The organism is Pseudomonas paraeruginosa PA7, assembly GCF_000017205.1.
In the GTDB taxonomy this organism is placed as follows: Bacteria; Pseudomonadota; Gammaproteobacteria; order Pseudomonadales; family Pseudomonadaceae; genus Pseudomonas; species Pseudomonas paraeruginosa.
The window spans coordinates 4,310,526-4,335,207 of record NC_009656.1 but is presented as its reverse complement, the minus strand read 5'-3'; the positions used below and the strand labels follow the sequence as shown (position 1 = coordinate 4,335,207).

The 24,682-nt window shown below is 66.9% G+C and carries 26 protein-coding genes; 19 read left to right on the top strand and 7 right to left on the bottom strand.

From position 1 onward, the window contains the following. Positions 1 to 220: 220 nt before the first annotated feature. Complete coding sequence (dctA, locus tag PSPA7_RS19935) at positions 221 to 1,531, top strand: C4-dicarboxylate transporter DctC (protein WP_012076662.1); 1,311 nt, start codon at positions 221 to 223, stop codon at positions 1,529 to 1,531. A 74-nt stretch (positions 1,532 to 1,605) separates the two neighbouring features. Here dctA and PSPA7_RS19930 read toward each other — a convergent pair whose 3' ends face one another. Next, positions 1,606 to 2,496, bottom strand: coding sequence for a LysR substrate-binding domain-containing protein (locus PSPA7_RS19930; RefSeq protein ID WP_012076661.1), 891 nt, complete (start codon positions 2,494 to 2,496; stop codon positions 1,606 to 1,608). A 202-nt stretch (positions 2,497 to 2,698) separates the two neighbouring features. On the opposite strand from PSPA7_RS19930, the gene PSPA7_RS19925 reads away from it, so the two are divergent. The 4 genes from PSPA7_RS19925 (at position 2,699) to PSPA7_RS19910 (ending at position 6,865) form a co-directional block, all read left to right on the top strand. Further along, on the top strand, positions 2,699 to 3,328 hold the full coding sequence (locus PSPA7_RS19925; RefSeq protein ID WP_012076660.1) for a glutathione S-transferase family protein: 630 nt from the start codon (positions 2,699 to 2,701) through the stop codon (positions 3,326 to 3,328). Then, positions 3,325 to 4,344, top strand: a complete 1,020-nt coding sequence (locus PSPA7_RS19920) for an LLM class oxidoreductase (protein ID WP_012076659.1) — start codon at positions 3,325 to 3,327, stop codon at positions 4,342 to 4,344. Before PSPA7_RS19925 ends, PSPA7_RS19920 begins: the two co-directional genes overlap by 4 nt. Positions 4,345 to 4,446: 102 nt before the next feature. Continuing rightward, the gene (locus tag PSPA7_RS19915) at positions 4,447 to 5,586 is read left to right on the top strand and encodes an acyl-CoA dehydrogenase family protein (protein WP_012076658.1); all 1,140 of its coding nucleotides are present in this window, start codon (positions 4,447 to 4,449) and stop codon (positions 5,584 to 5,586) included. Between the two features lie 97 nt (positions 5,587 to 5,683). Further along, the gene (locus tag PSPA7_RS19910; RefSeq protein WP_003156925.1) at positions 5,684 to 6,865 is read left to right on the top strand and encodes a CaiB/BaiF CoA transferase family protein; all 1,182 of its coding nucleotides are present in this window, start codon (positions 5,684 to 5,686) and stop codon (positions 6,863 to 6,865) included. Position 6,866: 1 nt separating this feature from the next. Here PSPA7_RS19910 and PSPA7_RS19905 read toward each other — a convergent pair whose 3' ends face one another. The 3 genes from PSPA7_RS19905 to PSPA7_RS19895 form a co-directional block, all read right to left on the bottom strand. Beyond that, positions 6,867 to 7,364, bottom strand: coding sequence for a SprT family zinc-dependent metalloprotease (locus PSPA7_RS19905; protein WP_003156924.1), 498 nt, complete (start codon positions 7,362 to 7,364; stop codon positions 6,867 to 6,869). 161 nt (positions 7,365 to 7,525) lie between these two features. Next, a complete protein-coding gene (locus tag PSPA7_RS19900) occupies positions 7,526 to 8,125 on the bottom strand; it encodes a Yip1 family protein (RefSeq protein ID WP_012076657.1) in 600 nt (199 codons plus the stop codon). A gap of 159 nt (positions 8,126 to 8,284) precedes the next feature. After that, positions 8,285 to 8,878 (bottom strand): DNA-J related domain-containing protein, encoded by a 594-nt coding sequence (locus PSPA7_RS19895; protein ID WP_012076656.1) that lies wholly within the window; start codon positions 8,876 to 8,878, stop codon positions 8,285 to 8,287. Positions 8,879 to 9,022: 144 nt separating this feature from the next. On the opposite strand from PSPA7_RS19895, the gene catA reads away from it, so the two are divergent. The 3 genes from catA to PSPA7_RS19880 all read left to right on the top strand — a co-directional run bounded on the left by catA (position 9,023) and on the right by PSPA7_RS19880 (position 11,486). Next, positions 9,023 to 9,661 carry a type A chloramphenicol O-acetyltransferase gene (catA, locus tag PSPA7_RS19890; RefSeq protein ID WP_012076655.1) on the top strand — a complete coding sequence of 213 codons (639 nt, stop codon included), beginning with the start codon at positions 9,023 to 9,025 and terminating at the stop codon, positions 9,659 to 9,661. Positions 9,662 to 9,943: 282 nt separating this feature from the next. Further along, a complete protein-coding gene (ttcA, locus tag PSPA7_RS19885) occupies positions 9,944 to 10,768 on the top strand; it encodes a tRNA 2-thiocytidine(32) synthetase TtcA (RefSeq protein ID WP_003156921.1) in 825 nt (274 codons plus the stop codon). A gap of 46 nt (positions 10,769 to 10,814) precedes the next feature. Further along, positions 10,815 to 11,486, top strand: a complete 672-nt coding sequence (locus PSPA7_RS19880; protein WP_012076654.1) for a DNA-3-methyladenine glycosylase I — start codon at positions 10,815 to 10,817, stop codon at positions 11,484 to 11,486. 1 nt (position 11,487) lies between these two features. Here the strand turns inward: PSPA7_RS19880 and PSPA7_RS19875 are convergent, their stop codons facing one another. Together PSPA7_RS19875 and ddaH are read right to left on the bottom strand one after the other, a co-directional pair. Next, positions 11,488 to 12,906: a basic amino acid/polyamine antiporter gene (locus PSPA7_RS19875; RefSeq protein ID WP_003156919.1), complete on the bottom strand. Its 1,419-nt coding sequence runs from the start codon at positions 12,904 to 12,906 to the stop codon at positions 11,488 to 11,490. A gap of 99 nt (positions 12,907 to 13,005) precedes the next feature. Beyond that, on the bottom strand, positions 13,006 to 13,770 hold the full coding sequence (ddaH, locus tag PSPA7_RS19870) for a dimethylargininase (RefSeq protein ID WP_012076653.1): 765 nt from the start codon (positions 13,768 to 13,770) through the stop codon (positions 13,006 to 13,008). Positions 13,771 to 13,976: 206 nt separating this feature from the next. On the opposite strand from ddaH, the gene PSPA7_RS19865 reads away from it, so the two are divergent. The 5 genes from PSPA7_RS19865 to PSPA7_RS19845 all read left to right on the top strand — a co-directional run bounded on the left by PSPA7_RS19865 (position 13,977) and on the right by PSPA7_RS19845 (position 18,136). Then, positions 13,977 to 15,377 (top strand): sigma-54 interaction domain-containing protein, encoded by a 1,401-nt coding sequence (locus tag PSPA7_RS19865; protein WP_012076652.1) that lies wholly within the window; start codon positions 13,977 to 13,979, stop codon positions 15,375 to 15,377. Positions 15,378 to 15,389: 12 nt separating this feature from the next. After that, positions 15,390 to 16,160: an NAD-dependent deacylase gene (locus tag PSPA7_RS19860; protein WP_012076651.1), complete on the top strand. Its 771-nt coding sequence runs from the start codon at positions 15,390 to 15,392 to the stop codon at positions 16,158 to 16,160. A 65-nt stretch (positions 16,161 to 16,225) separates the two neighbouring features. After that, positions 16,226 to 16,843, top strand: coding sequence for a C40 family peptidase (locus PSPA7_RS19855; protein ID WP_023443045.1), 618 nt, complete (start codon positions 16,226 to 16,228; stop codon positions 16,841 to 16,843). Between the two features lie 82 nt (positions 16,844 to 16,925). Next, positions 16,926 to 17,459 (top strand): C40 family peptidase, encoded by a 534-nt coding sequence (locus PSPA7_RS19850; RefSeq protein WP_033998808.1) that lies wholly within the window; start codon positions 16,926 to 16,928, stop codon positions 17,457 to 17,459. 14 nt (positions 17,460 to 17,473) lie between these two features. Further along, entirely contained in the window at positions 17,474 to 18,136 is a 663-nt protein-coding gene (locus PSPA7_RS19845; RefSeq protein WP_012076648.1) for an O-methyltransferase, read from the top strand. Positions 18,137 to 18,143: 7 nt separating this feature from the next. Here PSPA7_RS19845 and PSPA7_RS19840 read toward each other — a convergent pair whose 3' ends face one another. Beyond that, complete coding sequence (locus PSPA7_RS19840; protein WP_012076647.1) at positions 18,144 to 19,058, bottom strand: LysR family transcriptional regulator; 915 nt, start codon at positions 19,056 to 19,058, stop codon at positions 18,144 to 18,146. 300 nt (positions 19,059 to 19,358) lie between these two features. On the opposite strand from PSPA7_RS19840, the gene ycaC reads away from it, so the two are divergent. From ycaC to kefB, 6 genes are all read left to right on the top strand, one after another. Then, positions 19,359 to 19,976, top strand: coding sequence for an isochorismate family cysteine hydrolase YcaC (ycaC, locus tag PSPA7_RS19835; protein ID WP_003153304.1), 618 nt, complete (start codon positions 19,359 to 19,361; stop codon positions 19,974 to 19,976). A gap of 142 nt (positions 19,977 to 20,118) precedes the next feature. After that, the gene (locus PSPA7_RS19830) at positions 20,119 to 20,526 is read left to right on the top strand and encodes an OsmC family protein (protein WP_003153303.1); all 408 of its coding nucleotides are present in this window, start codon (positions 20,119 to 20,121) and stop codon (positions 20,524 to 20,526) included. 27 nt (positions 20,527 to 20,553) lie between these two features. After that, on the top strand, positions 20,554 to 21,114 hold the full coding sequence (locus tag PSPA7_RS19825; RefSeq protein ID WP_003153301.1) for an NAD(P)H-dependent FMN reductase: 561 nt from the start codon (positions 20,554 to 20,556) through the stop codon (positions 21,112 to 21,114). A gap of 26 nt (positions 21,115 to 21,140) precedes the next feature. Then, complete coding sequence (locus tag PSPA7_RS19820; protein ID WP_033998812.1) at positions 21,141 to 22,088, top strand: pirin family protein; 948 nt, start codon at positions 21,141 to 21,143, stop codon at positions 22,086 to 22,088. A gap of 157 nt (positions 22,089 to 22,245) precedes the next feature. Then, the gene (locus PSPA7_RS19815) at positions 22,246 to 22,719 is read left to right on the top strand and encodes an SRPBCC family protein (protein ID WP_012076645.1); all 474 of its coding nucleotides are present in this window, start codon (positions 22,246 to 22,248) and stop codon (positions 22,717 to 22,719) included. A gap of 2 nt (positions 22,720 to 22,721) precedes the next feature. Next, positions 22,722 to 24,563, top strand: a complete 1,842-nt coding sequence (gene kefB, locus PSPA7_RS19810; RefSeq protein WP_003152168.1) for a glutathione-regulated potassium-efflux system protein KefB — start codon at positions 22,722 to 22,724, stop codon at positions 24,561 to 24,563. Positions 24,564 to 24,682: the final 119 nt, after the last annotated feature.

The following is a 24,682-nucleotide window of genomic DNA, read 5'->3' as shown; positions in this document are numbered from 1 at the left end:
CGCCACGCTTAGTGCGCTATGCATTTTCATTTTTATATCAACTTATTGATTTATAAAGATTTTATTATCTGATCAAGGTTTCTGGCACAGCCTCTGCAATGCCTGGGCAAGGTTCCGCCGCGGCGGATCACGACAAAAAATCTCCCCGGCAAGGGGGGTAACGCTACCGGTGGGCGCGATCCAGGGAACTGGCGAGGCGCTCCCCGCGAGGACTCTGCCCATGACCAAACAACCCTTCTACAAGAGCCTGTACGTGCAGGTTCTGGTCGCCATCGCCATCGGTATCGCGCTAGGCCACTGGTATCCCGAGACCGCGGTGGCGATGAAGCCGTTCGGCGACGGTTTCGTCAAACTGATCAAGATGGCCATCGCGCCGATCATCTTCTGCACCGTGGTCACCGGCATCGCCGGCATGCAGAGCATGAAGTCGGTCGGCAAGACCGGCGGCATGGCCCTGCTGTACTTCGAGATCGTCTCCACCGTGGCCCTGATCATCGGCCTGGTGGTGGTCAACCTGGTCCAGCCGGGCGCCGGCATGCACGTCGATCCGAACACTCTCGACACCAGCAAGATCGCCGCCTACGCCGCCGCTGGCGAGAAGCAGAGCACCGTCGATTTCCTGATGAACGTCATCCCCGGCACCGTGGTCGGCGCGTTCGCCAACGGCGACATCCTCCAGGTCCTGTTCTTCTCCGTGCTCTTCGGCTATGCCCTGCATCGCCTGGGTAGCTACGGCAAGCCGGTGTTCGAGTTCATCGAGCGCGTCTCCCACGTGATGTTCAACATCATCAACGTGATCATGAAGGTCGCCCCGATCGGCGCGTTCGGCGCCATGGCCTTCACCATCGGCGCCTATGGCGTGGGCTCGCTGGTGCAGCTCGGCCAACTGATGCTGTGCTTCTACATCACCTGCCTGCTGTTCGTGCTCATCGTCCTCGGCGGCATCGCCCGCGCCCATGGCTTCAGCATCCTGCGCTTCATCAGGTACATCCGCGAGGAGCTGCTGATCGTGCTCGGCACCTCGTCCTCCGAGTCGGCCCTGCCGCGGATGATCGACAAGATGGAGAAGCTCGGCTGCAACAAGTCGGTGGTCGGCCTGGTGATTCCCACCGGCTACTCCTTCAACCTCGACGGCACTTCGATCTACCTGACCATGGCCGCGGTGTTCATCGCCCAGGCCACCGACACGCCGATGGACATCACCCACCAGATCACCCTGCTGCTGGTGCTGCTGATCGCTTCCAAGGGGGCCGCCGGCGTCACCGGCAGCGGCTTCATCGTGCTCGCCGCGACCCTCTCCGCCGTCGGCCACCTGCCGGTCGCCGGCCTGGCGCTGATCCTCGGCATCGACCGCTTCATGTCCGAGGCCCGCGCGCTGACCAACCTGGTCGGCAACGGCGTGGCCACGGTAGTGGTTTCCAAGTGGTGCAAGCAGCTCGACGAAGGCACCTTGCAGCGCGAACTGGCCGGCGAGGGCAACGCCTCGTCGCCCGCCAGCGATATTCCGGTGGGCGGCCGCGAAGCGGTCTAAGCTCAACCCTGTTCGGCAGGGGGAAGTGAAGAGCTCCCTGCCGCCCTTCGAACCCGCCCTCGTGGCGGGTTTTTTTATGCCTCGGTGGCGGCCTGCTCGCGTAGCCAGGCGAGGAACTGGGAAAGAGGCGCCCGTTGCGCCGCCCCGGGCAGGCTCACCGCATAGTAGGCGAAGCGGCTCGGCCAGGGGCTGTCGAGGGCGAGCGCCAGGCGGCCGCTGGCGATCTCCGCGCGGGCGTGGATGTCGCGCACCAGGGCGATGCCCTGGCCGGCCTCGGCGGCGCGCAGCAGGAGGAGGTCGTCGGCGAAGGCCGGGCCCCTGTCCATCCGGGGGTCGTCCGCCACCCCCATCGCCTGCAGCCACAGGCGCCAGTCGCGGCGCTCCGCTTCCTGCAGCAGCGGGTAGGCCAGGCAATCGGCCGCTTCGCAGAGCGCCGGGCCTTCCGCCAGCAGGCGCGGGCTGGCCACCGGGATCAGTGGCGGCGCCATCAGCGCCTGCACGTCGAGCCCGGGGTAGTCGCCGAGGCCGTGGCGAATGGCGACGTCGATGCGCTCCCGACGCAGGTCGGCGAGCTGCGCCGAGGCCTCGACACGGACTTCCACCTGGGGATGGCGAGCACTGAACTGGCCGAGGCGCGGCACCAGCCAGGCGGCGGCGAAGGAGGGCTCGGTGCTCACCGTAAGGGTCTGCCGGGCATTGATGGCTTCCAGCTGGGCGAGGCTTGCGGCGATCTGCTCGAAGGCCTGGCGGAGTCCGGGATAGACCTGCTCGCCCGCCGCGGTCAGGCGCATGCCGTGGCTGGAGCGCTGGAACAGGGCGACGCCGGTGCGCGCCTGCAACAGCCGTAGCTGTTGGCTCACCGCACCGGGGGTGACGCCCATGGAGACGGCTGCGCGGGTCAGGCTGCCGTGGCGGGCTGTTTCGACGAAGGCGCGTAGCGCGAGGAGCGGAAGGACGGCACCCATGGTTTCAGTTTTTCTATAAAGAGATTGGAGAAAGGATCGTTTCTCTCCCGCCGGGCCTGGGAGCAGCATGACGGTGCGAGACGGGAAGCATTTTAGCCTAGCTGCTTTCTTCGGCTCGCGGGAAGCGGCAGGCCCGCTTCCCGGTCGTCGCCGGTCCCGACGGTACGGCGCCGTACAATCCACCGCCGCAAGGATATTCGCGATGCCTTCCCTCCAGCTGTACAGCGACAGTTCACCCAACGGCTTCAAGATCACCATCGCTCTCGAGGAACTGGGGCTGCCCTATGCGCTGCACCACGTCCGCATCGACCACGGCGAGCAGCGCCGCCCGGCGTTCCTGCGGCTGAATCCGCATGGCCGGATCCCGGTGCTGGTCGACCGCGCCGCCGGCATAACCCTGTTCGAATCGGCGGCGATCCTCCAGTACCTGGCGGAAAAGACCGGCCAACTGCTGCCCGAGTCGCCCCGCGAGCGTTGGGAGGCCCTGACCTGGCTGACCTTCCATGCATCGAGCATGGGGCCGATCCTCGGCCAGCGGGTGCACTTCGAGATATTCGCCGAAGAGCGCCACGCACCTGCCATCGAACGCTACCGGCGGCTCTCCGAGGAAATCTTCGCCACCCTCGACCGGCGCCTGGCCGAACGGCCCTGGCTGGCCGGCGAGCAGTATTCCATCGCCGACATCGCCACCTTCGGCTGGACCCACACGGCGCGCATCGTCGACTTCGACTTCAGTCATCATCGCCACCTGGACGACTGGCATCGACGCATGGCCCAGCGGCCGGCGGTGCGGCGCGGGATCGTCCTGCCGGAACCGGCGGTGGGACCATGAGCGCCCTGTTGCAAGGCGCCTCGGCGGCGGCCTTCGCCGGGCACCCGGGCTATCGGCGGATGTTCGCCGAGGACGCGCTGACCCTGGGCCTGTTCCTGCCGCTGCGTTTCTACCAGGGCGACATGGCGGTGCTGCTGGGCCAGGCGCGGCTGGTCGAGGAGATCGACCGGCTGGGGTTCGCCGCCGTCTGGGTGCGCGACGTGCCGTTGTTCGACCCGCGCTTCGGCGACGCCGGGCAGGTGTTCGATCCGTTCACCTACCTCGGCTACCTGGCCGCGCGCACCCACCGTATCGCCCTGGCCACCGGCAGCGCGGTGCTCTCGCTGCGCCAGCCGGTGGATCTGGCCAAGGCCGCGGCGAGCGTCGACCGGTTGTCCGGCGGACGCCTGGTCCTCGGCCTCGCCTCCGGCGACCGGCCGCTGGAGTTTCCCGCCTACGGCCTGGAGCATGCGCAACGCGGCGAGCGTTTCGCCCAGGGCCTGGACTACCTGCGTCAGTTGTTCCACGGCAGCCGGCATTTCGCCTCGTCGCTGGCCACGCTGGACGACGCCGAGCTGTTGCCGCGTCCGGCGGCCGGCGCCATTCCGCTGATCGTCACCGGTAGCGCGCGGCAGACGGCGGACTGGCTGGCGCGCCAGGCCGATGGCTGGCTGACCTATCCGGAGTCGACTGTCGATGCGTCCGGGCCACGTCGCCTGGCCGGGAAGATCCGCGCCTGGAGGATGTCCATCACCGATGGCGGGTTCCGCCCGCACATGACCAACGAATGGCTCGACCTGGTGGACGACCCGGCGTATCCGCGCACGCCCCTGCACGGCGGCTACGTCCTGCGCACCGGGCGCCACGGCCTGATCGAGCTGCTCGGCGAGTGGCGCGCGGCGGGCGTCAACCATGCCGCCCTGGGCATCCAGTTCTCCGCCAGGCCGGCGGCGGAAGTCATCCAGGAACTGGCCGAGGAGGTGCTGCCGCTGTTTCCCTCGCACCAGGGGGTGGAGCCGGCGAGCATGGACTGGTAGCTGTCCGATTCGGTCAAGCGAGCCTGAGCGCTCGCGTCATTGAGGGCGCCGGCCGGCGCCGCCTACCCTGCGGGACCACTGACCGCCAGGGAGTCCCAGAACATGCAACGGCAGATCTTCGAGACCGAACACAACCTGTTCCGCGATGCCTTCCGCGCCTTCCTCCTCAAGGAGGTGGTGCCGCACCAGGAAGAATGGGAAGAGGCCGGTGTGGTCGATCGTGGCGTGTGGGCCAAGGCGGGGGAGATGGGCTTCCTGCTGCCCTGGGCGGACGAGGAATACGGCGGCGCCGGGCTCAAGGATTTCCGCTACGAGCAGATCATGTGCGAGGAGCTGGCGCGGATCAACGAACCGGGCTTCATGATCCCGCTGCACTCGGCGCTGTGCGGCCCCTACATCGCCGAGTACGGCAACGCCGAGCAGAAGGCCCGCCTGTTGCCGGGGATCATCCGTGGCGAGACCATCCTCGCCGTGGCCATGACCGAACCCGCCGCCGGATCCGACCTGGCCGGCATGCGCAGCACCGCGGTGGACAAGGGCGACCATTGGTTGCTCAACGGCTCCAAGGTGTTCATCTCCAACGGCCTGCTGGCCGATGTGGTGATCGTCGCGGCGAAGACCGACCCGGCGAACCGGCACGCCATGGGCCTGTTCCTGGTGGAGCGCGGCATGGAGGGCTTCGAGCGCGGGCGCAACCTGAAGAAGCTCGGCATGAAGAGCCAGGACACCGCCGAGCTGTTCTTCAACAACGTGCGGGTGCCTAAGGAAAACCTGCTGGGCGACGCCAAGGGCGGCTTCTTCTACCTGATGAACATGCTCGCCCAGGAGCGCCTGACCAACGCCTGCGGCGCGGTGGCCGGGGCCGAGGCGGCGCTGCAGGCGACCATCGACTACGTGAAGGAGCGCCAGGCCTTCGGCCGGCCGGTGGCGCACTTCCAGAACACCCGCTTCAAGCTCGCCGAGATGCGTACCCAGATCGACGTGGCGCAGGTCTTCACCGACCGCTGCGTGATGGACCACAACCAGAAGAAGCTGACCCCGGAAGTCGCCGCCGAAGCCAAGCTGTTCACCACCGAGCTGCTGGGCAGGGTGGTCGACGAAGGCGTGCAGCTGCATGGCGGCTGGGGCTACATGTGGGAGTACCCGATCTGCAGGATGTACGCGAATGCCCGTATCCAGCGGATCTTCGCCGGCACCTCGGAGATCATGAAGGAGATCATCAGCCGCGGCATGAAGCTCTGAGCCCGGCCGACGCCACGGCCATGTCGCGTCGCGCGTCGCGCGGCTAGGCTGTCGGCACCATGTCTCGACGATCCCCCGGCGAATACCAGGAGTGACCATGAAAGGCCCGTTGTCTTCGTTGAAAGTGCTGGATTTCTCCACCCTGCTGCCAGGGCCGTTCGCCTCGCTGCTGCTGGCGGACATGGGCGCCGACGTGCTGCGCGTGGAGTCCCCGGGACGCATGGACCTGGTGCGGGTGCTGCCGCCGCACGTCGACGGCACCTCGGCCAGCCATGCCTACCTGAACCGCAACAAGCGCTCCATCGGCCTCGACCTGAAGCGGCCCGGCGCGCGCGAGGTGGTGCTGGAACTGGTGCGCGAGTACGACATCGTCCTCGAACAGTTCCGTCCTGGAGTGATGGACAGGCTCGGCGTCGGCTACGAGGCGCTGAAGGCGGTCAATCCGGGCCTGATCTACGTGGCCATCACCGGTTACGGCCAGACCGGGCCCTACCGCGAGCGCGCCGGGCACGACATCAACTACCTGGCCCTGGCCGGGATCGCCAGCTACACCGGCCGCAGCGAACGCGGGCCGTTGCCGCTGGGGGTACAACTGGCGGATATCGCCGGCGGTTCGCTGCATGGCGTGATGGGCCTGCTGGCGGCGGTCATCCACCGACAGCAGACCGGCGAGGGGCAGTTCGTCGATGTCAGCATGACCGATTGCGCCTTCAGCCTGCACGGCATGGCCGGCGCCGGCTACCTCGCGGCCGGGGTCGAGCCGGAGATGGAGGCGCTGGCGCTGAACGGCGGCAGCTTCTACGACTACTACCGCACCCGCGATGGCCGCTGGTTCTCGGTGGGCAGCCTGGAGCCGCAGTTCATGCAGCAGTTCTGCGCTGCCCTCGGCCGTCCGGAGCTTGCCGCCCGCGGCCTGTCGCCGAAGCCGGAAGAACAGCGCGCGCTGAAGCGCGAGATCGAGATCGAATTCGAAAAGCGCGACTTCGCCGAGTGGCAGGAGGTGTTCGCCGCCCTGGATGCCTGCGTCGAGCCGATGTTGCCGCTCTCCGAAGCGGTCGCGCACCCGCAGTTGCAGGCACGCGGGCTGGTCGCCCAGGTGCCGAGGCCGGAAGGTGGCAGCCAGGCGCAGGTGGCCTGCCCGATCAAGTTCTCCGCCGGCCTGCCGGCGCCTCGCCACATCGGCGCGGCGCTGGGCGCCGATACCGTGGCGGTGCTCGAAGGGCTGGGCTATACCGCCGAGCGGATCGCCGAGCTGAAGGCCGCCAGGGCGATCGCCTGAGTCAGTCGCGGGTCACTTCGCCGCTGAATACCAGGGTTGCCTTGCAGCGCCGGCAGTAGTAGCGGCGCCCCTTGGCCACCAGGTTGTGGCGTTGCGCGGAGAACGGGAAGTCGTTGTGCTCCGGGCAGTGGCAGCGGTACAGGTAGCGAGTGGCGGTGCGGCGCTTGACCGCATAGGTGTGGCAGCGGTCCGGCGGCAGGCCGTAGATACCGCGCATGATCAGTTGCCATTCCTCGCCGTGGGGACGGATGCGCGGACCGAACAACTGGTGCGCGATCAGGTGCGCGACTTCGTGGGCCACGGTCTGTTCGAGGAAGTGTTCGCGGTTTTCGCGGTACAGCTGGGGGTTGAAGCGCAGCAGATTCTCGTCGAGGTGGGCGACCCCGGCCTTCTGGCCGCGCAGGCGGAAGCTGACGGTCGGGCGAGGAAAGGTGCGCTGGAAGAAGTCTTCGGCCTGCCGATAGCAGGCCTCGACGCGGGCGTTGAGGTGTTCGGGCATTCGGGAAACTCCGGCAGCGGGCGATTATGCCGGAGAGAGGAGGGAGGGCGCAGTCGTCATGGCGACCGCTCGTCCGGGGTGCAGGATCAGGCAAGCGCGGCGGTGGGCAGGAAAAGGACCGGGCGGCGGTTGCCTGCGGCCCGGTCGCATGGCACGGCGGCTCAGCTGGTGTATTCGGGGCCGACCCCGCTGCCCCAGAGGATCACCGACAGGGCGATCATCGCCACCAGCACCACCAGGCCGACCGCCAGCACCGAGCTGGAGAACAGGAAGCCTTCGTCCTTGTGGATGTTCATGAAGGTGGGAATCCCCACGTAGAGCAGGTACACCGTGTAGCTGATCGCGGCCACCCCGACGATCATCCCCAGCCACAGGTGCGGGTACAGCGCCGCCAGCCCGGCGATGAACAGCGGCGTGGCGTTGTAGGCGGCGAACACGATGCACTGGGTTAGGCTCGGGTTGGCGTCGTAGGTGCGCGCCATCCAGTGGATGAAGGCGCCCATCACCGCGACCCCGGCGAGCATCGCCAGGTAGGTGAGCACGGTCATCTGCAGCGCGCTGGCCTGGGTCAGCTTGACCGGGTCGCCATTGCCTATCACCCAGCCGACCTGGGTGGTGCCGATATAGGCGGAGATCGCCGGTATGGCAGCCAGGACCAGGATGTGGGTCAGGTACATGTGGCTGATGCTTTCCTCTTCGCCACGGATTTCCTGCCATTCCTGATCGGGATGGGTGAAGAGCCCCCATACATGATGGATCATGCCCGTTTCCTCCTCGTTCTTATGCGGCCGCCCCCCAGCGAAGCGCCGGACGCGCATGGACAGCGCCAACCGGTGCTCGGCCGACCTATGCGACCTTATGTCGCAGTATAGGAACGGGCCGACCCCGCGTCGCTTGCGGGGTTAGAGCAAATCGAAGTTTCACGGCCGGCTGTAATAGCGTTGCAGTATTTCCATGGCCTTGTTGATCGATTGCAGGCGCGCGGTGCTGCCGCCGCGGTCGGGATGGTGCTGGTTGACCAGTTGCCGGTAGCGCAGCTTGATGGCGGGATAGTCGGCAGCGCCGTCCAGTTCGAACAGGGCGAGGGCGGCGGCCTTTTCCTCGCCGCCCTGCATGCGCGTCCAGAAACTCTGCAGCAGCCGCTCGACGTCGGCCTCGCTGGTCTGGCCGAGGTGGCGCAGGTCGAGATAGTAGTCGCGCAACGGGTCGCCCCGCTCCAGCGCCTGCTCGCCAGCGACGTAGGGCCGCAGGCGCAGGCTCAGCGGGCTGATCTCCAGGTGCGCCTCGCCCTCGGCGCGGAGGTGGTCGCGCAAGTGGTAGAGCGCGTTGAACAGCAGGAAATGGGTGCGGAACAGCACCAGCTTGTCGGCCAGCTCGCGGTGCGGGATATGCGTGGAATGGCGGGCTTTCAGCAACCGGATCAGCTGGTATTCGGAAAGTCCTTCGGGGTGCTCGCGCAGCAGGCAGAGGATCTGCCCGGCGAGGTCGAGGCGATGGTCGAGGTCGGCAGTCATGGGACAAGACTAGCATCGGGCGTTGGCAACGGGCGGCTGGCGTCGCGTCTGTAATGCGGGCCGTTCCGCTGCTCGGCATGATACGCGAGGTCGATCGGAGTGGCACAATGAACGGTCATGCCAGACAACCGGTGAAAGGTAATCATGAGTTATACGAGAGTGGATATTTCGTCCTGGAACAGGCGGGAGCACTTCGAAATATTCAGAGGCGACGGGCAGTGCACGTTCAGCCAGACGGTTCAACTCGATATCACGCGGCTGCTCGACTTCACCAGGTCCAGGGGCTACAGGTTCTATCCGGTGTTCATTCACTCGATTGCGAAAGTGGTGAACCGGTTCCCGGAATACCGGATGGCCATGAAAGGCGACGAGCTGATCGTCTGGGACTGCGTCCATCCCAACTACACGACCTTCCATCCCGATACCGAGACATTCTCGTCCTTCTGGAGCCACTACCACGATGATCTGGCGCGTTTCCTCGCCGAATATTCCATGGACAGGGAAAAATACCGGAACGACCATTCGTATTTCCCCAAGGGTTTCATCGAGAATGTCTTCTACGTCTCGGCTAATCCCTGGGTAAGCTTCACCAGCTTCGATTTCAACTTCGCCAGCGCGAACAACTTCTTTGCGCCGTTGTTCACCGTCGGAAAGTACTATTCCCAGGCCGGCAAGACACTCGTTCCCCTGGCGGTGCAGGTACACCACGCCGTTTGCGATGGGTTCCACGCCGCCCGCCTGGTCACCGAGTTGCAGAAACTCTGCGACGAGGCAGGCGGCTAGCCGACATCCAGTGGCTGGCGGAGCCTCTCTGCCCGGAGCTGCGAGGCAACCCTGAAGGAACGCGATGGGCACCGCTTTGCGCAGGCGTTCTGCCCAACGAAGGCGCAATCAGGCGCTGATCGGGTGGCGGCGCCTGTCTCCATCGCATGGGACCGGCGGATTGCCCATGGATGGAAGGATGTTGCCGGTTGCCTGTCGACGGGGTAAGTGCGTATCCCGGCCGGGTGTTTTGTGCGTAAAATAGCCAGCTTTTCTCCTCGTACACCCGGATTCCAGAGCACCATGGGCACCCTTTCGGTCAATCAGAACAAACTGCAGAAGCGCCTGCGCCGCCTGGCCGGCGAAGCCATCACCGATTTCAACATGATCGAGGATGGCGACAAGGTCATGGTCTGCCTGTCCGGCGGCAAGGACAGCTACACCATGCTCGACATCCTGCTCTACCTGCAGAAGGTCGCGCCGATCCGCTTCGAGATCGTCGCGGTGAACATGGACCAGAAGCAGCCCGGCTTCCCGGAGCACGTCCTGCCGGAATACCTGAAGTCGATCGGCGTCGAGTACCACATCGTCGAGAAGGACACCTACTCGGTGGTCAAGGAGAAGATCCCGGAAGGCAAGACCACCTGCTCGCTGTGCTCGCGCCTGCGCCGTGGCACGCTGTACACCTTCGCCGACGAGATCGGCGCGACCAAGATGGCCCTCGGTCACCACCGTGACGACATTCTCGAGACTTTCTTCCTCAACATGTTCTACGGCGGCACCCTGAAGGCCATGCCGCCGAAGCTGCTGGCCGACGACGGGCGCAACGTGGTGATCCGCCCGCTGGCCTACTGCAGCGAGAAGGACATCGAGGCCTATTCCCAGCTCAAGGAGTTCCCGATCATCCCCTGCAACCTCTGCGGTTCGCAGGAGAACCTGCAGCGCCAGGTGGTCAAGGAAATGCTGCTGGAGTGGGAGCGCAAGTCGCCGGGGCGTACCGAGATCATGTTCCGCGCCTTGCAGAACGTGGTGCCGTCGCAACTGGCCGACCGCAACCTGTTCGACTTCGCCAGCCTGCGCATCGACGAGAGCGCCACGCCGCGCTTCCTCGATGTGATGAACCTCTGAGCCGCGCCGCCGGTCAGTTCTTCTCCCCGGTCTGCAAGGAGTTCCGATGCGCGACTACGCCTGGATGTACGAATACTGCCTGAACCGCTTTGGTTCCAGGGCGGCCCTGGAGGCGCGCCTGCCGCAGCCGAAGAGCGCCGCCGAGCTGCGCGCGGTGGGCGACGACCGCTACCTGTCGCTGATCAGCCTGCGGATCTTCCGCGCCGGCCTCAAGCACAGCCTGGTGGACGCCAAGTGGCCGGCCTTCGAGGAGGTGTTCTTCGGCTTCGATCCGCAGAAGGTCGTGCTGATGAGCGCCGAGCATCTCGAGCGGCTGATGCAGGATGCCCGCCTGATCCGCCACCTGGGCAAGCTCAAGAGCGTGCCGCGCAACGCGCAGATGGTGCTCGACCTGGCCCGCGAACATGGCAGCTTCGGCAACCTGCTCGCCGACTGGCCGGAAACCGACATCGTCGGCCTGTGGAAGCTGCTGACCAAACGCGGCAACCAGCTCGGCGGTTTGTCGGCGCCGCGTTTCCTGCGAATGGCCGGCAAGGACACCTTCATTCCCACCGACGACATGGTCGCCGCGCTGAAGGCCCAGGAAATCATCGACAAGCCGCCCACCAGCCTCAAGGACCTGGCCGCCGTGCAGGCCGCCTTCAACCAGTGGCGCGAGGAGAGCAGGCGGCCGCTGTGCCAGCTGTCGGTGATGCTGGCGCATACCGTCAACCACTGAGCTAGAGGCTCAGCCGACCGCTGCCGATCATCCACAGCGCCGCCAGCGCGAGCACCAGCACCAGCGTCGCGACGGCGCCCTCGGCGGGGTTGCCGAACGCCGGCAGGCCGCGCTGGCGACGGGCATGGAGGAAGAAGCCGAGGCCCGGCGCGTAGAGGATCATCGACAGCAGCAGGTATTTCAGGCCGGCGGCGTAGATCAGCCAGACCCCATAGAGCGTCCCCAGTGCTGCCAGCGCCAGCAGTGCCCCCGGGCGCGGCCGGCGCGTCACCAGCTTCAGGCAGAAGCCGGCGCAGAGCAGGTAGGGGATCAGCGCCATCGAAGTGGCCAGCTGGATCAGCGCGTTGTAGCCGGAGGCGTTGAGGAAGGCCACCAGTAGCAACGCCGAGATCAGCGTGTTGGTCAACCACAGCGCCGGCGCCGGGGTATCCACCGCGTTGGTGCGACCGAACAGCGCCGGGGCGGTGTGGTTGGCGCCGCGGCTGGCCAGGTAGAGCATTTCCACCGCCAGCATGGTCCAGGCCAGCAGCGCCCCGCCGACCGAGACGACCAGCCCGACGTTGATCAGCGTGGCACCCCAGGGGCCCACCGCGGCGGCCATCACCTGGGCCATGGACGGGTTCTTCATCTGCGCCAGTTCATGCTGCGGCACCACCCCCAGCGAGAGTACCGAGACGCAGACCAGCAACAGCAGGGTGACCACGAAACCGAGCAGGGTGGCGCGGCTGACGTCGGCCGCGCGCCGCGCGTGGCTGGCATAGACCGTGGCGCTCTCGATGCCGAGGAATACCCAGACGGTGTAGAGCATGGTGGTTTCCACCTGGCGGGTGACGCTGCCCAGCGCCGGGCTGCCCCAGAAGTCCAGGTGGAAGGTCTCGATGCGGAAGGCCAGGGCCACGCAGAGGATGAACAGGGCGATCGGCACCACCTTGGCGAGGGTCACGATGGCGTTGGTGATCGCCGCGTTGTGCACGCCGTGGAGGACGAAGGCGTGCATCAGCCACAGCACCGCCAGTTCGCCGAGCAGCGCCGGCCAGGTGGTGCCGTCGCCGAAGAAGGCCAGAGCGCCGAACGAGCCGAGGGCGCTGAACAGCACCACCAGGTAGCCGGCGTTGCCGACCCAGGCGGAAATCCAGTAGCCCCAGGCGGCGTTGAAACCCAGGTACTCGCCGAAACCCTCGCGGGCATAGCCGTAGACGCCGTCGTCGAGTTCGGGACGGGTGGTCGACAGCCACTGGAAGATCCGCGTCAGGGTCAGCATGCCGACGAAGGTGATCGCCCAGGCGATCAGGATCGCGCCGGCGCCGGCACCCTCGGCCATGTTCTGCGGCAGGCTGAAGATGCCGCTGCCGATGATCCCACCCACCACCAGCGCGGTCAGCGCCGGCAAGCCCAGTTTGCCCTTGTCCGAATCCGGCATGTGACACCTCCGAAACTGCATCCGGTAGGTCGCACCGCGCCAGGCCCTGGCGCGGGCGACAAGGGACGGCAAGCAGGTGCCCGCCGCCGTTGGGCGAGGTCAGAAGCGCAGCGACATGCAGCTGACGCCGCCGTCGATCTTGCGGTACTCGGAGGTGTCGACCTCGATCACCCGGTAGCCGAGGCGGGCGATCTTCTCGTGGGTCCGGGGATAGCCGGCGGGCATGATCACCCGCTCGTTGACCCAGATGCAGTTGGCGGCGTAGGCCTCCTCTTCGGGGATCTCGATGATGTTGAAGCGCTGGAACTCCGGCTTGTCGACGAACTCGCCGGCGGCCAGCAGGTTGTCGTGCTCCAGGTAGGCGAGCCCGGTCTTCAGGTGCAGGACTTTCTCCAGGCGTACCACCGAGCCGCTGAGGCCGTGTTTCTCGAGGATCGCGATCATCTGCCGGGCGCCTTCGGCGTTGGTGCGCGCCGATTCGCCGATGTAGAAATGCTCGCCGACCATCATGATGTCGCCGGCCTCCACCGTGCCGGGCGCCTCGATGCGCTCGACCTTGCCCGGGTAGAAGCGCTGGATGGTCTCTTCGATGATCTCGGTCTCGCCGCGCCGGGACTCCGCGCCGGGGCGGGTGATGATGGCGCAGCGCCGGGTGCAGAGCACCGGATCCTCGACGAACACCGAGTCGGGGAAGCGTTCGTCCGGCGGCAGCAGGGTGATGTCCACGTCGCAGGTCTGCAAGGCACGGATGTAGGCGTTGTGCTGCTCCAGGGCCTTGGCGTGGTCCGGCTTGCCGAGGTGGCTGGAGGTCAGGCCGTCGACCAGGCTGCGGGCGGGGGTGCGGGCGATGATGTGCTTGAACATGATGGTTTTCCTCGTGTTGGGACGAGGTGATCGTTGCAAGCCGCGCGCCAGGGACGGCGAGGGTTTCGTGCGGGAAAACCTTGATAAATCGGAAGATTTCCCTGGCTTTGCGGTGGATTCGTTGATCCGGACCAAGGACCGGAAGCCGCGGATGGTCGATCATGGGACATCTGTCGATATCTCGACATCAGGAAGCGGGGGCGCGCATGGCACTTGTCGAAAAACCGACGAATTCAACGCGAAGCGACGAGCTGGCCTGGCTGGTCGGCTGTCTCGCACCGATTTTCGATGGGTTGCGACAACCGGTCACGGTGGTCGATCCGGCTGGCCGTTTCGTCTACTACAACCGCGCCAGTGGCCTGCTCGACGGCCTCGATCCGCAACAGGCGCTGGGCATGCACGTGTTGCAGAGCGCGCCCTGGCTGGCGGCGGAGCAGAGCACCCTGCTGCGTTGCCTGGCCCAGGGGCGGCCGTCCATCGATACCGTACAGGCCTATGTCGGCGCCGGCGGCGAATTGCTGCAGTACCGCCACCGGGCGGTTCCGCTGCGTGGACGTGGCGGCGAGCTGGTCGGCGCGATGGAGGTCGGCGAGGTGGTGGCGGAGGCTGACGAGCCCGCTGCCGTGGGCGACTGTCCGGCCATTCTCAGCGAGGCGCCGAGCCTGCTGCGACAATTGCGCCGCCTGGACATCTTCGCCGCCACCGACCTGCCGCTGCTGGTCCATGGCGAGACCGGTACCGGCAAGGAGCTGTTCGCTCGCCGCGCCCATGCGCTAAGCCCGCGGCGCGGCGGCCCGATGATCAGCCTGAACTGTGCGGCGATCCCCGAGACCCTGCTGGAAAGCACGCTGTTCGGCACCACCCGCGGTGCCTTCACCGGCGCCGAGAACCGCAAGGGCATGTTCGCCCTGGCGCAGGGCGGGACGCTGTTCCTCGACGAGATCAACTCCATGCCCATGGCCATGCAGAGCAAGCTGCTGCGGGTGCTGCAGGATGGCAGCTACCTGCCGCTGGGCAGCCTGAGCCCGCAGCGGGCCGACGTACGCCTGATCGCGGCGAGCAACCAGCCGCCGCGCCAGGCGATCGCCGAGGGACGCCTGCGCGAGGACCTCTATTACCGGCTGGACGTGGGCAGCCTGTGCATTCCGCCGCTGCGCGAGCGTCCCGGCGATGTCGAACTGCTGGCGCGGGCCTTCGTCCGGCGCGATGCGCGCAGCCTCAACCCGCGCGTCACCGCCCTTGGCGAGCGGGCATTGGCGCAATTGCTGGCCTGCGACTGGCCGGGCAATGTCCGGCAACTGGAAAACGTGATCCGCCGCAGCCTGCTGCTGCACGGGGAGGGCGGCGCACTGCTGGATGAGGTGGCGTTCGCCGACGATGGCGCCGAGGCCGTGGTCGCCGAGGCCGCGCGCGCGCTGAAGACCGCGGCGGTCGGAGGCCTGCGCGAGGCGCTGGCGCAACAGGAGCGCAACCTGATAGAAGACGCCATGCGCCAGGCACGCGGCAATCTCTCCCGGGCCGCCGCGCGGTTGCGGATACCGCGCACGACCCTGCTCGGCCGCATGCGCCGACTGGGTTTATCGCCAGCCGCCAGCCCGCCAGCCTGACAGGAGCCGCCCATGGACAGCCACAGCCCGATCGCCATCGTCGCCCGCGCCCTGCGGCATGCCGAGCGCATCCTGGTCATCACCGGCGCCGGTCTTTCCGCCGACTCGGGGATGCCGACCTACCGTGGCCTCGGCGGCCTCTACAACGGGCGCACGGAGGAGGGCCTGCCGATCGAGGCGGCACTCTCCGGGCCGATGCTGCGGCGCGATCCGGCGCTGTGCTGGAAGTACCTCGCGGAACTCGGCAAGGCTTGCCTGGCGGCGCGGCCCAACGCCGGCCACGAAGCCATCGCCGAGTTGCAGAAGCGCAAGCCGGAATGCTGGGTGCTGACCCAGAACATCGATGGCTTCCATCGCCAGGCCGGCTCGCCGGTCGAACGCCTGATCGAGATCCATGGCGAACTGGCGCCGCTCTACTGCCAGTCCTGCGGCGCCGAGAGCGGCGGCCTGGAAGAACATCTGCACGGCCGGTTGCCGCCGCGCTGCGCGGCCTGCGGTGGCGTGCTGCGGCCGCCGGTGGTGCTGTTCGAGGAAATGCTGCCGGAGGCGGCGATCGACGCCCTGTACCGCGAATTGCGCAAGGGCTTCGAGGCGGTGCTGGTGGTGGGGACCACCGCGAGCTTCCCCTATATCGTCGAGCCGGTGCTGCGCACGCGCCAGGCGGGAGGCTTCACCGCGGAGGTGAATCCCGGCACCACCGACCTCAGCGGGCGGGTCGATGTGAAAATGACAGGACGAGCCTTAGACATCATGCCGCAGGTGCTGAGTCACATTTATCGATAAAAAACTTGCATAGGTTTGATCGAGAGGGCAAATTAGCCCGCTAGTAAAACTAATGAGACACGGTCGTGCCCATGCTTAAACGCTTAGCACCCCTCGTGCCCATGAGTTTCGTTCTGTTGCTGGCCGCATGCGCCAGCCATTCGCCGGAGCCGCAGGTCGCCAAAGAGCCGGCCGCAGCCAAGAGCAGCATCGACGTCGAACGCGACGTGATCGCTTGGCAGAATGTTGAGGACGAAGGGGCGGACAATTCATCGGCTGGTACGCCTGCGCTGGCGTCCAGCATCCTCGAGCGCGCTTTCGAGCTGATCGGTACGCCGTACCGCTTCGGCGGCACGACGGCGAAAGGCTTCGATTGCAGCGGCTTCGTCGGCTACCTGTTCCGCGAGGAGGCCGGCATCAAGCTGCCGCGCTCCACCCGCGAACTCATCGATATGGACGTGCCGCTGGTCTCCAAGGACGAGTTGCAGCCCGGCGACCTGCTGTTCTTCAACAACCGTGGCCGTGGCCGCGTCAGCCACGCCGGCATCTACATCGGCGACGGCCAGTTCATCCATTCCGCCAGCCGTCGCAGCGGCGGGGTGCGGGTGGACAGCCTGGACTCCAGCTACTGGAGCCTGAGCTACATGGAAGCCAAGCGGGTGCTCGAGCCTGGCTACAAGGACACCCTGACCAGCAAGCGCTAAACTTAAAGTTTTACTTTAAGTATTGCGTTTAACTCTTTGTCGTAGCAAAGTGAAGGCATTCCGTACCAGGAAGGCTTTCACTATGCACGCACTGGCTCGATTCTCGCTCCTCGCCTTTGCTGCGCTGCTTACCGCCTGCGCCAGCAAAGCGCCGCCTCCCGCGCCCGCCAAACAGGTCGTGTTCCGTCCGGCGACGAATTTCTCCCCCGCCGCCGACGATGTATTGTTCCGCGCCCTCGGCCTGGTGGGTACGCCCTACCGCTGGGGCGGCAACACGCCCGATTCGGGCTTCGATTGCAGCGGCCTGATCAACTTCGTCTACCGCGACATGACCGGCATCAAGCTGCCGCGCTCGACCCGTGAGATGATCTCCATGCGCGCTCCCAGCGTGCCGGTGCAGGCCCTGCAGACCGGCGACCTGGTGTTCTTCGCCACCTCCGGCGGACGCACGGTCAGCCATGCCGGGATCTACGTCGGCGAGGGCCGCTTCGTGCACGCGCCACGCACCGGCGGCACGGTACGCCTGGACAGCCTGCAGAATAGCTACTGGCAGCGCGCCTACCTAGACGCCAAGCGCGTGCTGGTCGGCCCTTCGCCGCTGGCGCGGATGCCCTGAGGCGAGGAGGGCGCATGACCACCCGCACCCTCAACCTCGACGACAACCTGTACCGCTACCTGCTCGACGTCTCGCTGCGGGAAACCCCGCTGATGACCCGTCTGCGCGAGGAGACCGCGAGACTGCCCAACGCGCGTTGGCAGATCGCTCCCGAGCAAGGCCAGTTCATCGCCCTGCTGCTCACCTTGATCGGCGCTCGGCGGGCGCTGGAGGTCGGCACCTTCACCGGCTACAGCGCGCTGTGCATGGCCACCGCCCTGGGCGAACAGGGGCGCCTGACCTGCTGCGACCTGCCCGGCGACTACCATCTCACCGCGCGCCGCTACTGGCGCGAGGCCGCTGTCGAGGAGCGCATCGAACTGCGCCTCGGGCCCGCCCTGGAAACCCTGCGCGCGCTGCTCGACGAGGGCAAGGCCGGGCAATTCGACCTGGCCTTCATCGACGCCGACAAGGCCAACTATCCCGAATACCTGGAGGCCGCGCTGGCGCTGGTGCGCCCGGGTGGGCTGGTGCTCTTCGACAACGTGCTGTGGAGCGGGCGGGTGCTCGAGGCGCAGCCGAAGAGTGCGGATACCCGCGGCATCCAGCAGCTCAACCTGGCGCTGAAGAACGACGCGCGGGTGGACTACTCGCTGCTGCCGATCGGCGACGGCCTGAGCGTCTGCCGCAAGCGCTGAGCGACGCTCAGCGCACGCCCCACGGCGGCGCATTGAGCGCCTGCTGGAGAAACTGGACGAACAGCCTGACCTTCGGCGACAGGGTCGCCGCCCGCGAGTACATGGCGTAGATCAGGTCGTCCAGCGGCCGCTCCTCGGGCAGGGCCTCCACCAGGCGGCCGGCGGCGAGGTCCTCGGCGACGATGAACAGCGGCAGGATCGCCAGGCCCAGACCGCGCACCGCGGCGTCGCGCATGGTCTGGCCGTTGTTGGTGTTGAAGCGTCCGCGCGGGGTGATCATCCGCGCCGGTTCGCCGGCCACCCGCGGTTCGAAGCTCCACAGCTGCGACGGGGTATTGTGGCTGTAGCCGATGCAGGGATGGCAGAGGATGTCCTCGAGGCGCTGCAGCGCGCCGTGCCGCTCCAGGTATTCCGGACTGCAGCACACCACCCGGCGGCTGGTGCCGAGCTGGCGGGCGATCAGCGAGCTGTCCTGCAGGCGGGTGATGCGGATCGCCAGGTCGTAGCCTTCCTTCTCGAAGTCGATGATCCGGTCGTCCAGCTGCAGCACCACCTCCAGGCGCGGGTTGCGTGCCATGAACTCCATCACCAGCGGGCCCAGCCAGAGCGTGCCGAAACTCATCGGCGCCATCACCCGCAGTTCCCCGCACAGGTCGTTCTCGCGCAGGGCCACGCTTTCCGCTGCGTTGTTCAGGTCCTGCACCGAAGCCTTGGCCGACTTGTAGAAGAAGCCGCCGGCCTCGGTCGGCTCGACGTTGCGCGTCGAGCGGTAGAGCAGGCGCACGCCCAGGTGGCGCTCGAGGTCGCTGACGCGTTTGCTGATCACGGACTTGGACAGGCTCATGCGTTCGGCGGCGGCGCTGATGCTGCCCAGCTCGACCACGTTGAGGAAGGCCTGTATGTCTTCAAGGCGCAGACTCATGGCTAATCTCGAAACAATCGGGAGGCAGACTGTCGCATGCGGGCGAACTCCTGGTAAGGGGCTGGGCGTGCCGGTCGCGCTGTGTCGGGGGCGGCAGGGCAAGCGTAGCGCGCCGGCAGGGGAGGATCGTTCGTCTTTCGAGAACACCGTTTTCTCGTTTTGCCGGGCGGTAAAACACCACCGCCGCCACTACTCTTGATGGGCGGTCGGCACTGCCGAGGCCGCCCAAGCCTGCCTCGCCAGAGGCGCTTCGATTCATACCACGCGGCGACGGACGCCGCCCGAGACCGGAGAAAAACCATGTCCTTCACCTACAAGCGACTCGACAAGAACGATGCAGCGGTCCTGTTCGTCGACCATCAGGCAGGCCTGCTCTCCCTGGTCCGCGACTTCGGCCCGGACGAATTCAAGAACAACGTCCTGGCGCTGGCCGACATCGCCAGGTTCTTCAACCTGCCGACCATCCTCACCACCAGCTTCGAGGACGGCCCCAACGGCCCGCTGGTGCCGGAACTCAAGGAAATGTTTCCGCAGGCCCCGTACATCGCCCGCCCCGGCAACATCAACGCCTGGGACAACGAGGACTTCGTCAAGGCGGTCAAGGCCACCGGCAAGAAGCAACTGATCATCGCCGGCGTGGTGACCGATGTCTGCGTGGCCTTCCCGACCCTGTCGGCGCTGGAAGAGGGCTACGACGTGTTCGTCGTCACCGACGCCTCGGGCACCTTCAACCCGGTGGTGCGCGATGCCGCCTGGGCACGCATGTCCGCCGCCGGCGCGCAACTGATGAACTGGTTCAGCGTCGGCTGCGAACTGCACCGTGACTGGCGCAACGATATCGAGGGCTTCGGCGCGATCCTCGGCGGCCATCTGCCGGCCTACGCCAACCTGATCCAGAGCTTCAGCGTGAAGAAGTAAGCCGACCGCGCCGGACCCGGACACAAGGCACTCCGAGCATCGGGTGCCTTGTGTCGTTTTCGCCGCGGATGTTTTCATTCAGACGCCGCCTTTCGCCGGAACACGAGGTTTCGGCGCGCCTCGCCCACACAGGAGAGAACCCATGGCAACCCAGGTCATCCACGCCTCCCTCGGCACCACCCCCTATCGCGTCAGCCTCAGCGACGACAGCCATCAGTGGCTCAGCGACGTGCCCGCCGCGCTGGGTGGCGGCGACAGCGGCCCCTCGCCGCACGAGATCCTGCTCTCGGCGCTCGGCGCCTGCACCGCGATCACCGTGGCAATGTACGCGCAGCGCAAGGAGTGGCCGCTGGAAGGCATCGACGTGCAGTTGAACATCGTCGAGGAGCGCACCAAGCCGGAACCGTTCACCCACATTCGCCGCGAGATCCGCCTGGACGGCGCGCTGGACGCGGAACAGCGCCAGCGCCTGCTGGAGATCGCCAATGCCTGTCCGATTCATCGTGTACTCTCCGGAGAGGTCAGCATCAGCAGCCAGCTGCGCGACTGAACCCGCACACACAGGAAGGAACAGCACATGAGCGACGACAGCATCAAGGTATTGGGCATTTCCGGCAGCCTGCGCAGCGGCTCCTACAACAGCGCCGCGTTGCAGGCGGCGATCGGTCTGGTCCCGGCGGGGATGAGCATCGAGCTGGCGGATATCTCCGCTATCCCGCTGTACAACGAGGACGTCTACGCGCTGGGCTTCCCGCCCGCGGTGGAGCGGTTCCGCGAGCAGATCCGCCAGGCGGACGCGCTGCTGTTCGCTACCCCCGAGTACAACTACTCGATGGCCGGGGTGCTGAAGAACGCCATCGACTGGGCCTCGCGGCCGCCGGAGCAGCCGTTCTCCGGCAAGCCTGCGGCGATCCTCGGCGCTAGCGCCGGGCGCTTCGGCACCGCGCGGGCGCAGTACCACCTGCGGCAGACCCTGGTCTTCCTCGACGTGCATCCGCTGAACAAGCCGGAGGTGATGATCTCGAGCGCGCAGAACGCCTTCGACGCCCAGGGCCGGCTGCTCGACGACAAGGCGCGCGAGCTGATCCAGCAGCAGTTGCAGGCCCTGCAGCTATGGGTACGGCGTCTGCGCGGTTGAATGCCTCGTCACCGGAGAGCCTGATCATGAGCAATACCGAAGAGCGTTGCGACCTGTCCTCCTCGCGGGACTGTCCGGAACGCCGCGAACACCTGCTGCAACGCGTCACCGCCCGCGCGGCGGAAATCGGCGGCGGGCTCACCGTCAGCCGGCTGATGCCGTCGCGCCAGCGGCGGATGATCGGCGCCTGGTGCTTCCTCGACCACGCCGGCCCCGCCGAATTCGAGCCCGGCGGCGGCCTGGCGGTGGGCCCGCATCCGCACATCGGCCTGCAGACCTTCACCTGGATGATCCAGGGCGAGGCGCTGCACCGCGACAGCCTGGGCAACGTCCAGGTGATCCGCCCGGGCCAGGTCAACCTGATGACCGCCGGCCACGGCATCGCCCATACCGAGGAGTCGCTGCCCGACGAGCGGCATGCCCACGCCGCGCAACTGTGGATCGCGCTGCCCTACGAACAGCGCGACATCGCCCCGGCCTTCGATCATCATCCCGACCTGCCGCGCTGGCAGGAGCAGGGCGTGACCTTCACCCTGCTGGCCGGCGCGCTGGCCGGCCGGCAGGCGCCGTGCCGGCTTTACTCGCCGCTGCTCGGCGCCGACCTGGCCTGCCACGACGCCTCGACCCTGCAACTGGCGCTCGACCCGCACTTCGAGTACGGCCTGTTGCCGCTGGAGGGGGGCCTGGAGGTGGGCGGCGAGCATTTCGCGGTGAACGAACTGGCCTACCTGGGCGACGGCCGCGATGGCCTGCGGCTGCAGCTCGATCCCGGCGCGCGGGTCCTGTTGCTGGGCGGAGCGCCGTTCGGCGCGGAAATCTTCATGTGGTGGAACTTCGTCGGCCACAGCAAGGCCGAGATCGCCCGCGCGCAGAAGGCCTGGGAGGAGGGGGATGCCCGCTTCGGCCGGCTCGATGCCCTGGAAGGCGCACGCTTGAGCGCTCCGCCGATTCCCTGGAAGATCGACGCCGAATGAGGACGATGTGCCGCCGGGCACTCCGGCGGCGTCCTCGAATGCCTGTCGGCGATGGTGCGGACCTGAGGTCTGGCGATTTGCCGGCAGCGGGAAAACTTTCTGCCCCCATCGCCGGTCAGAACTCGCCTATCGCATGCACGAACAGGAAGTGAGCCACATGCAATTCGAACACCTGGTCCAGGTCAATGACCGGACGCTTGTCGACCTGCCGGTCCTCGACCGGCTGCAACTCTGGGAAGGCCTGGTCTGCCGTGCGCGCGAGCCGCAGCATTTCGTCGTCGGCCTGGAGCGCTTCGAGATCCTCGCCGATGACGGCGACCGCCTGCACCGGCGCCTGTACCTGCCGGGCCTGGTGGTCGAGGACGAGGTGGTGCTGAAGGCGCCGGACACTGCCCACTACACCATCAAGCCGAGCGCCGAGGTGGCCGGCGGCAGCCTCGACATGACCATCGAGGAGCCGGTGCCCGGCTCGCTGTTCGTGCGTTTCGCCTACTGCACCCGCTACCTGCAGCCGCTGGGCGACGAACTGCCCTACGACGCCTTCGTCAGGCAGGCCTATATCGCCATGGATGTGGAAACCATCGCCACCATCCGCGACCGGTTCGGCGCCAGCGCCGCCAGCGGGAGTTGAGCGTGGAACACGGAAGCAGTTTTCTCCAGTCCGGCGTGGTCTTCCTGATCGCGGCGGTGTTCATGGTGCCGCTGGCCAAGCGCCTGCAACTGGGTGCGGTGCTCGGCTACCTGCTGGCCGGCGTGCTGATCGGTCCCAGCGTGCTGGGGCTGGTGGACAACCCGGAAAGCGTCGCGCAGATCTCCGAGATGGGCGTGGTGCTGCTGCTCTTCATCATCGGCCTGGAGCTGTCGCCGCGGCGCCTGTGGGTGATGCGCAAGTCGGTGTTCGGCGTCGGCCTGCTGCAGGTGCTGCTCACCGGACTGGTGATCGGCACGGTGGCCCTGGTCGGCTTCGGCCAGCCGGTGAACAGCGCGGTGGTGCTCGGCCTGGGCCTGGCGCTGTCGTCCACCGCGTTCGGCCTGCAGATCCTCGCCGAGCGCAAGGAACTGACCCAACCCCATGGCCGCCTGGCGTTCGCCATCCTGCTGTTCCAGGACATCGCGGCGATCCCGCTGATCGCCATGATCCCGCTGCTCAGCGGCGCGCACAGCGACGCCGGCGGCAGCGAACTGACCCAGACCCTGAAGGTGGTCGGCAGCATCGCCGCGGTGGTGGTCGGCGGTCGCTACCTGCTGCGCCCGGTGTTCCGTATCGTCGCCCAGACCAAGCTGCAGGACATGTCCACCGCCACCGCGCTGCTGGTGGTGATGGGCACCGCGCTGCTGATGGAACTGGCCGGCGTATCCATGGCCCTCGGCGCCTTCCTCGCCGGCCTGCTGCTGGCCGACTCGGAATACCGGCATGAGCTGGAAGCGCAGATCGAGCCGTTCAAGGGCCTGCTGCTCGGGCTGTTCTTCATCAGCGTCGGGATGAGCGCGGATGTCAGCCTGCTGCTCAAGTCGCCGTGGATGGTGCTCGGCCTGACCGTGCTGCTGATCGCCCTGAAGGCGCCGGTGCTGTATTTCGTCGGACGCATTTCCGGCGGCCTCGACAAGGCCTCGGCGCTGCGCCTGGGCGTGGTCCTGGCGGCCGGCGGCGAGTTCGCCTTCGTGGTGTTCAAGATGGCCCGCGACCAGGGCCTGTTCGAGAACGACCTGCACAACCTGCTGGTGCTCTCCATCACCCTGTCGATGGCCCTGACCCCGCTGCTGGTGCTCGGTCTCGCGCGGCTGCTGGCGAAGCAGCCGGAGGCGGTCAAGCCGCCGCCGGAAATGGAGCGCATCGACAACGACGACACCCCGCGCGTGGTGATCGCCGGGGTCGGCCGCATGGGCCAAATCGTCGCCCGGGTGCTGCGCGCCCAGCGCGTGCCGTTCATCGCCCTGGACACCTCGGTGGAGACCATCGAGCTGACCCGTACCCTGGGCGCCATCCCGATCTTCTACGGCGATCCGATGCGCCCGGAGATCCTCCGCGCCGCCCAGGTGGAGAAGGCCGAGTTCTTCGTCATCGCCACCGACGATCCGGAGACCAACATCGAGACCGCCAAGCGCGTGCGCAAGCTGTATCCGCACCTGAAGATCATCGCCCGCGCGCGCAACCGCCAGCACGTCCACCTGCTGCTGGACGCCGGGGTCGAGCCGGTGCGCGAGACCTTCTTTTCCAGCCTGGAGATGAGCCGCATGGTGCTCTGCGGCCTGGGCCTGAGCGAGGAGCAGGCCGACGCGCGGATCCGCCGCTTCCGTCGCCACGACGAAGAAGTGCTGGCCTCCCAGCACCTGTTCTACAACGATCGCGACGCGCTGATCAAAAGCGCCCGCGAGGCGCGGGTGGAACTGGAGACGCTGTTCCAGACCGACCAGCTGGAGGATCGCGGCGCGGTGCCGGCGGAGACGCCGGAGGGCGCCTCCCGCGCCTCCTAGCCGATCGCCCATGCCGGCGCGCCGGCATGGGTAATTCCCGCGCCAGGGTCCATACTTGCCGGGCAACGCAGTACGAAGGTTGGGATACCCCCGTGGCATCCCCTCTGTAGGGTGGAGGG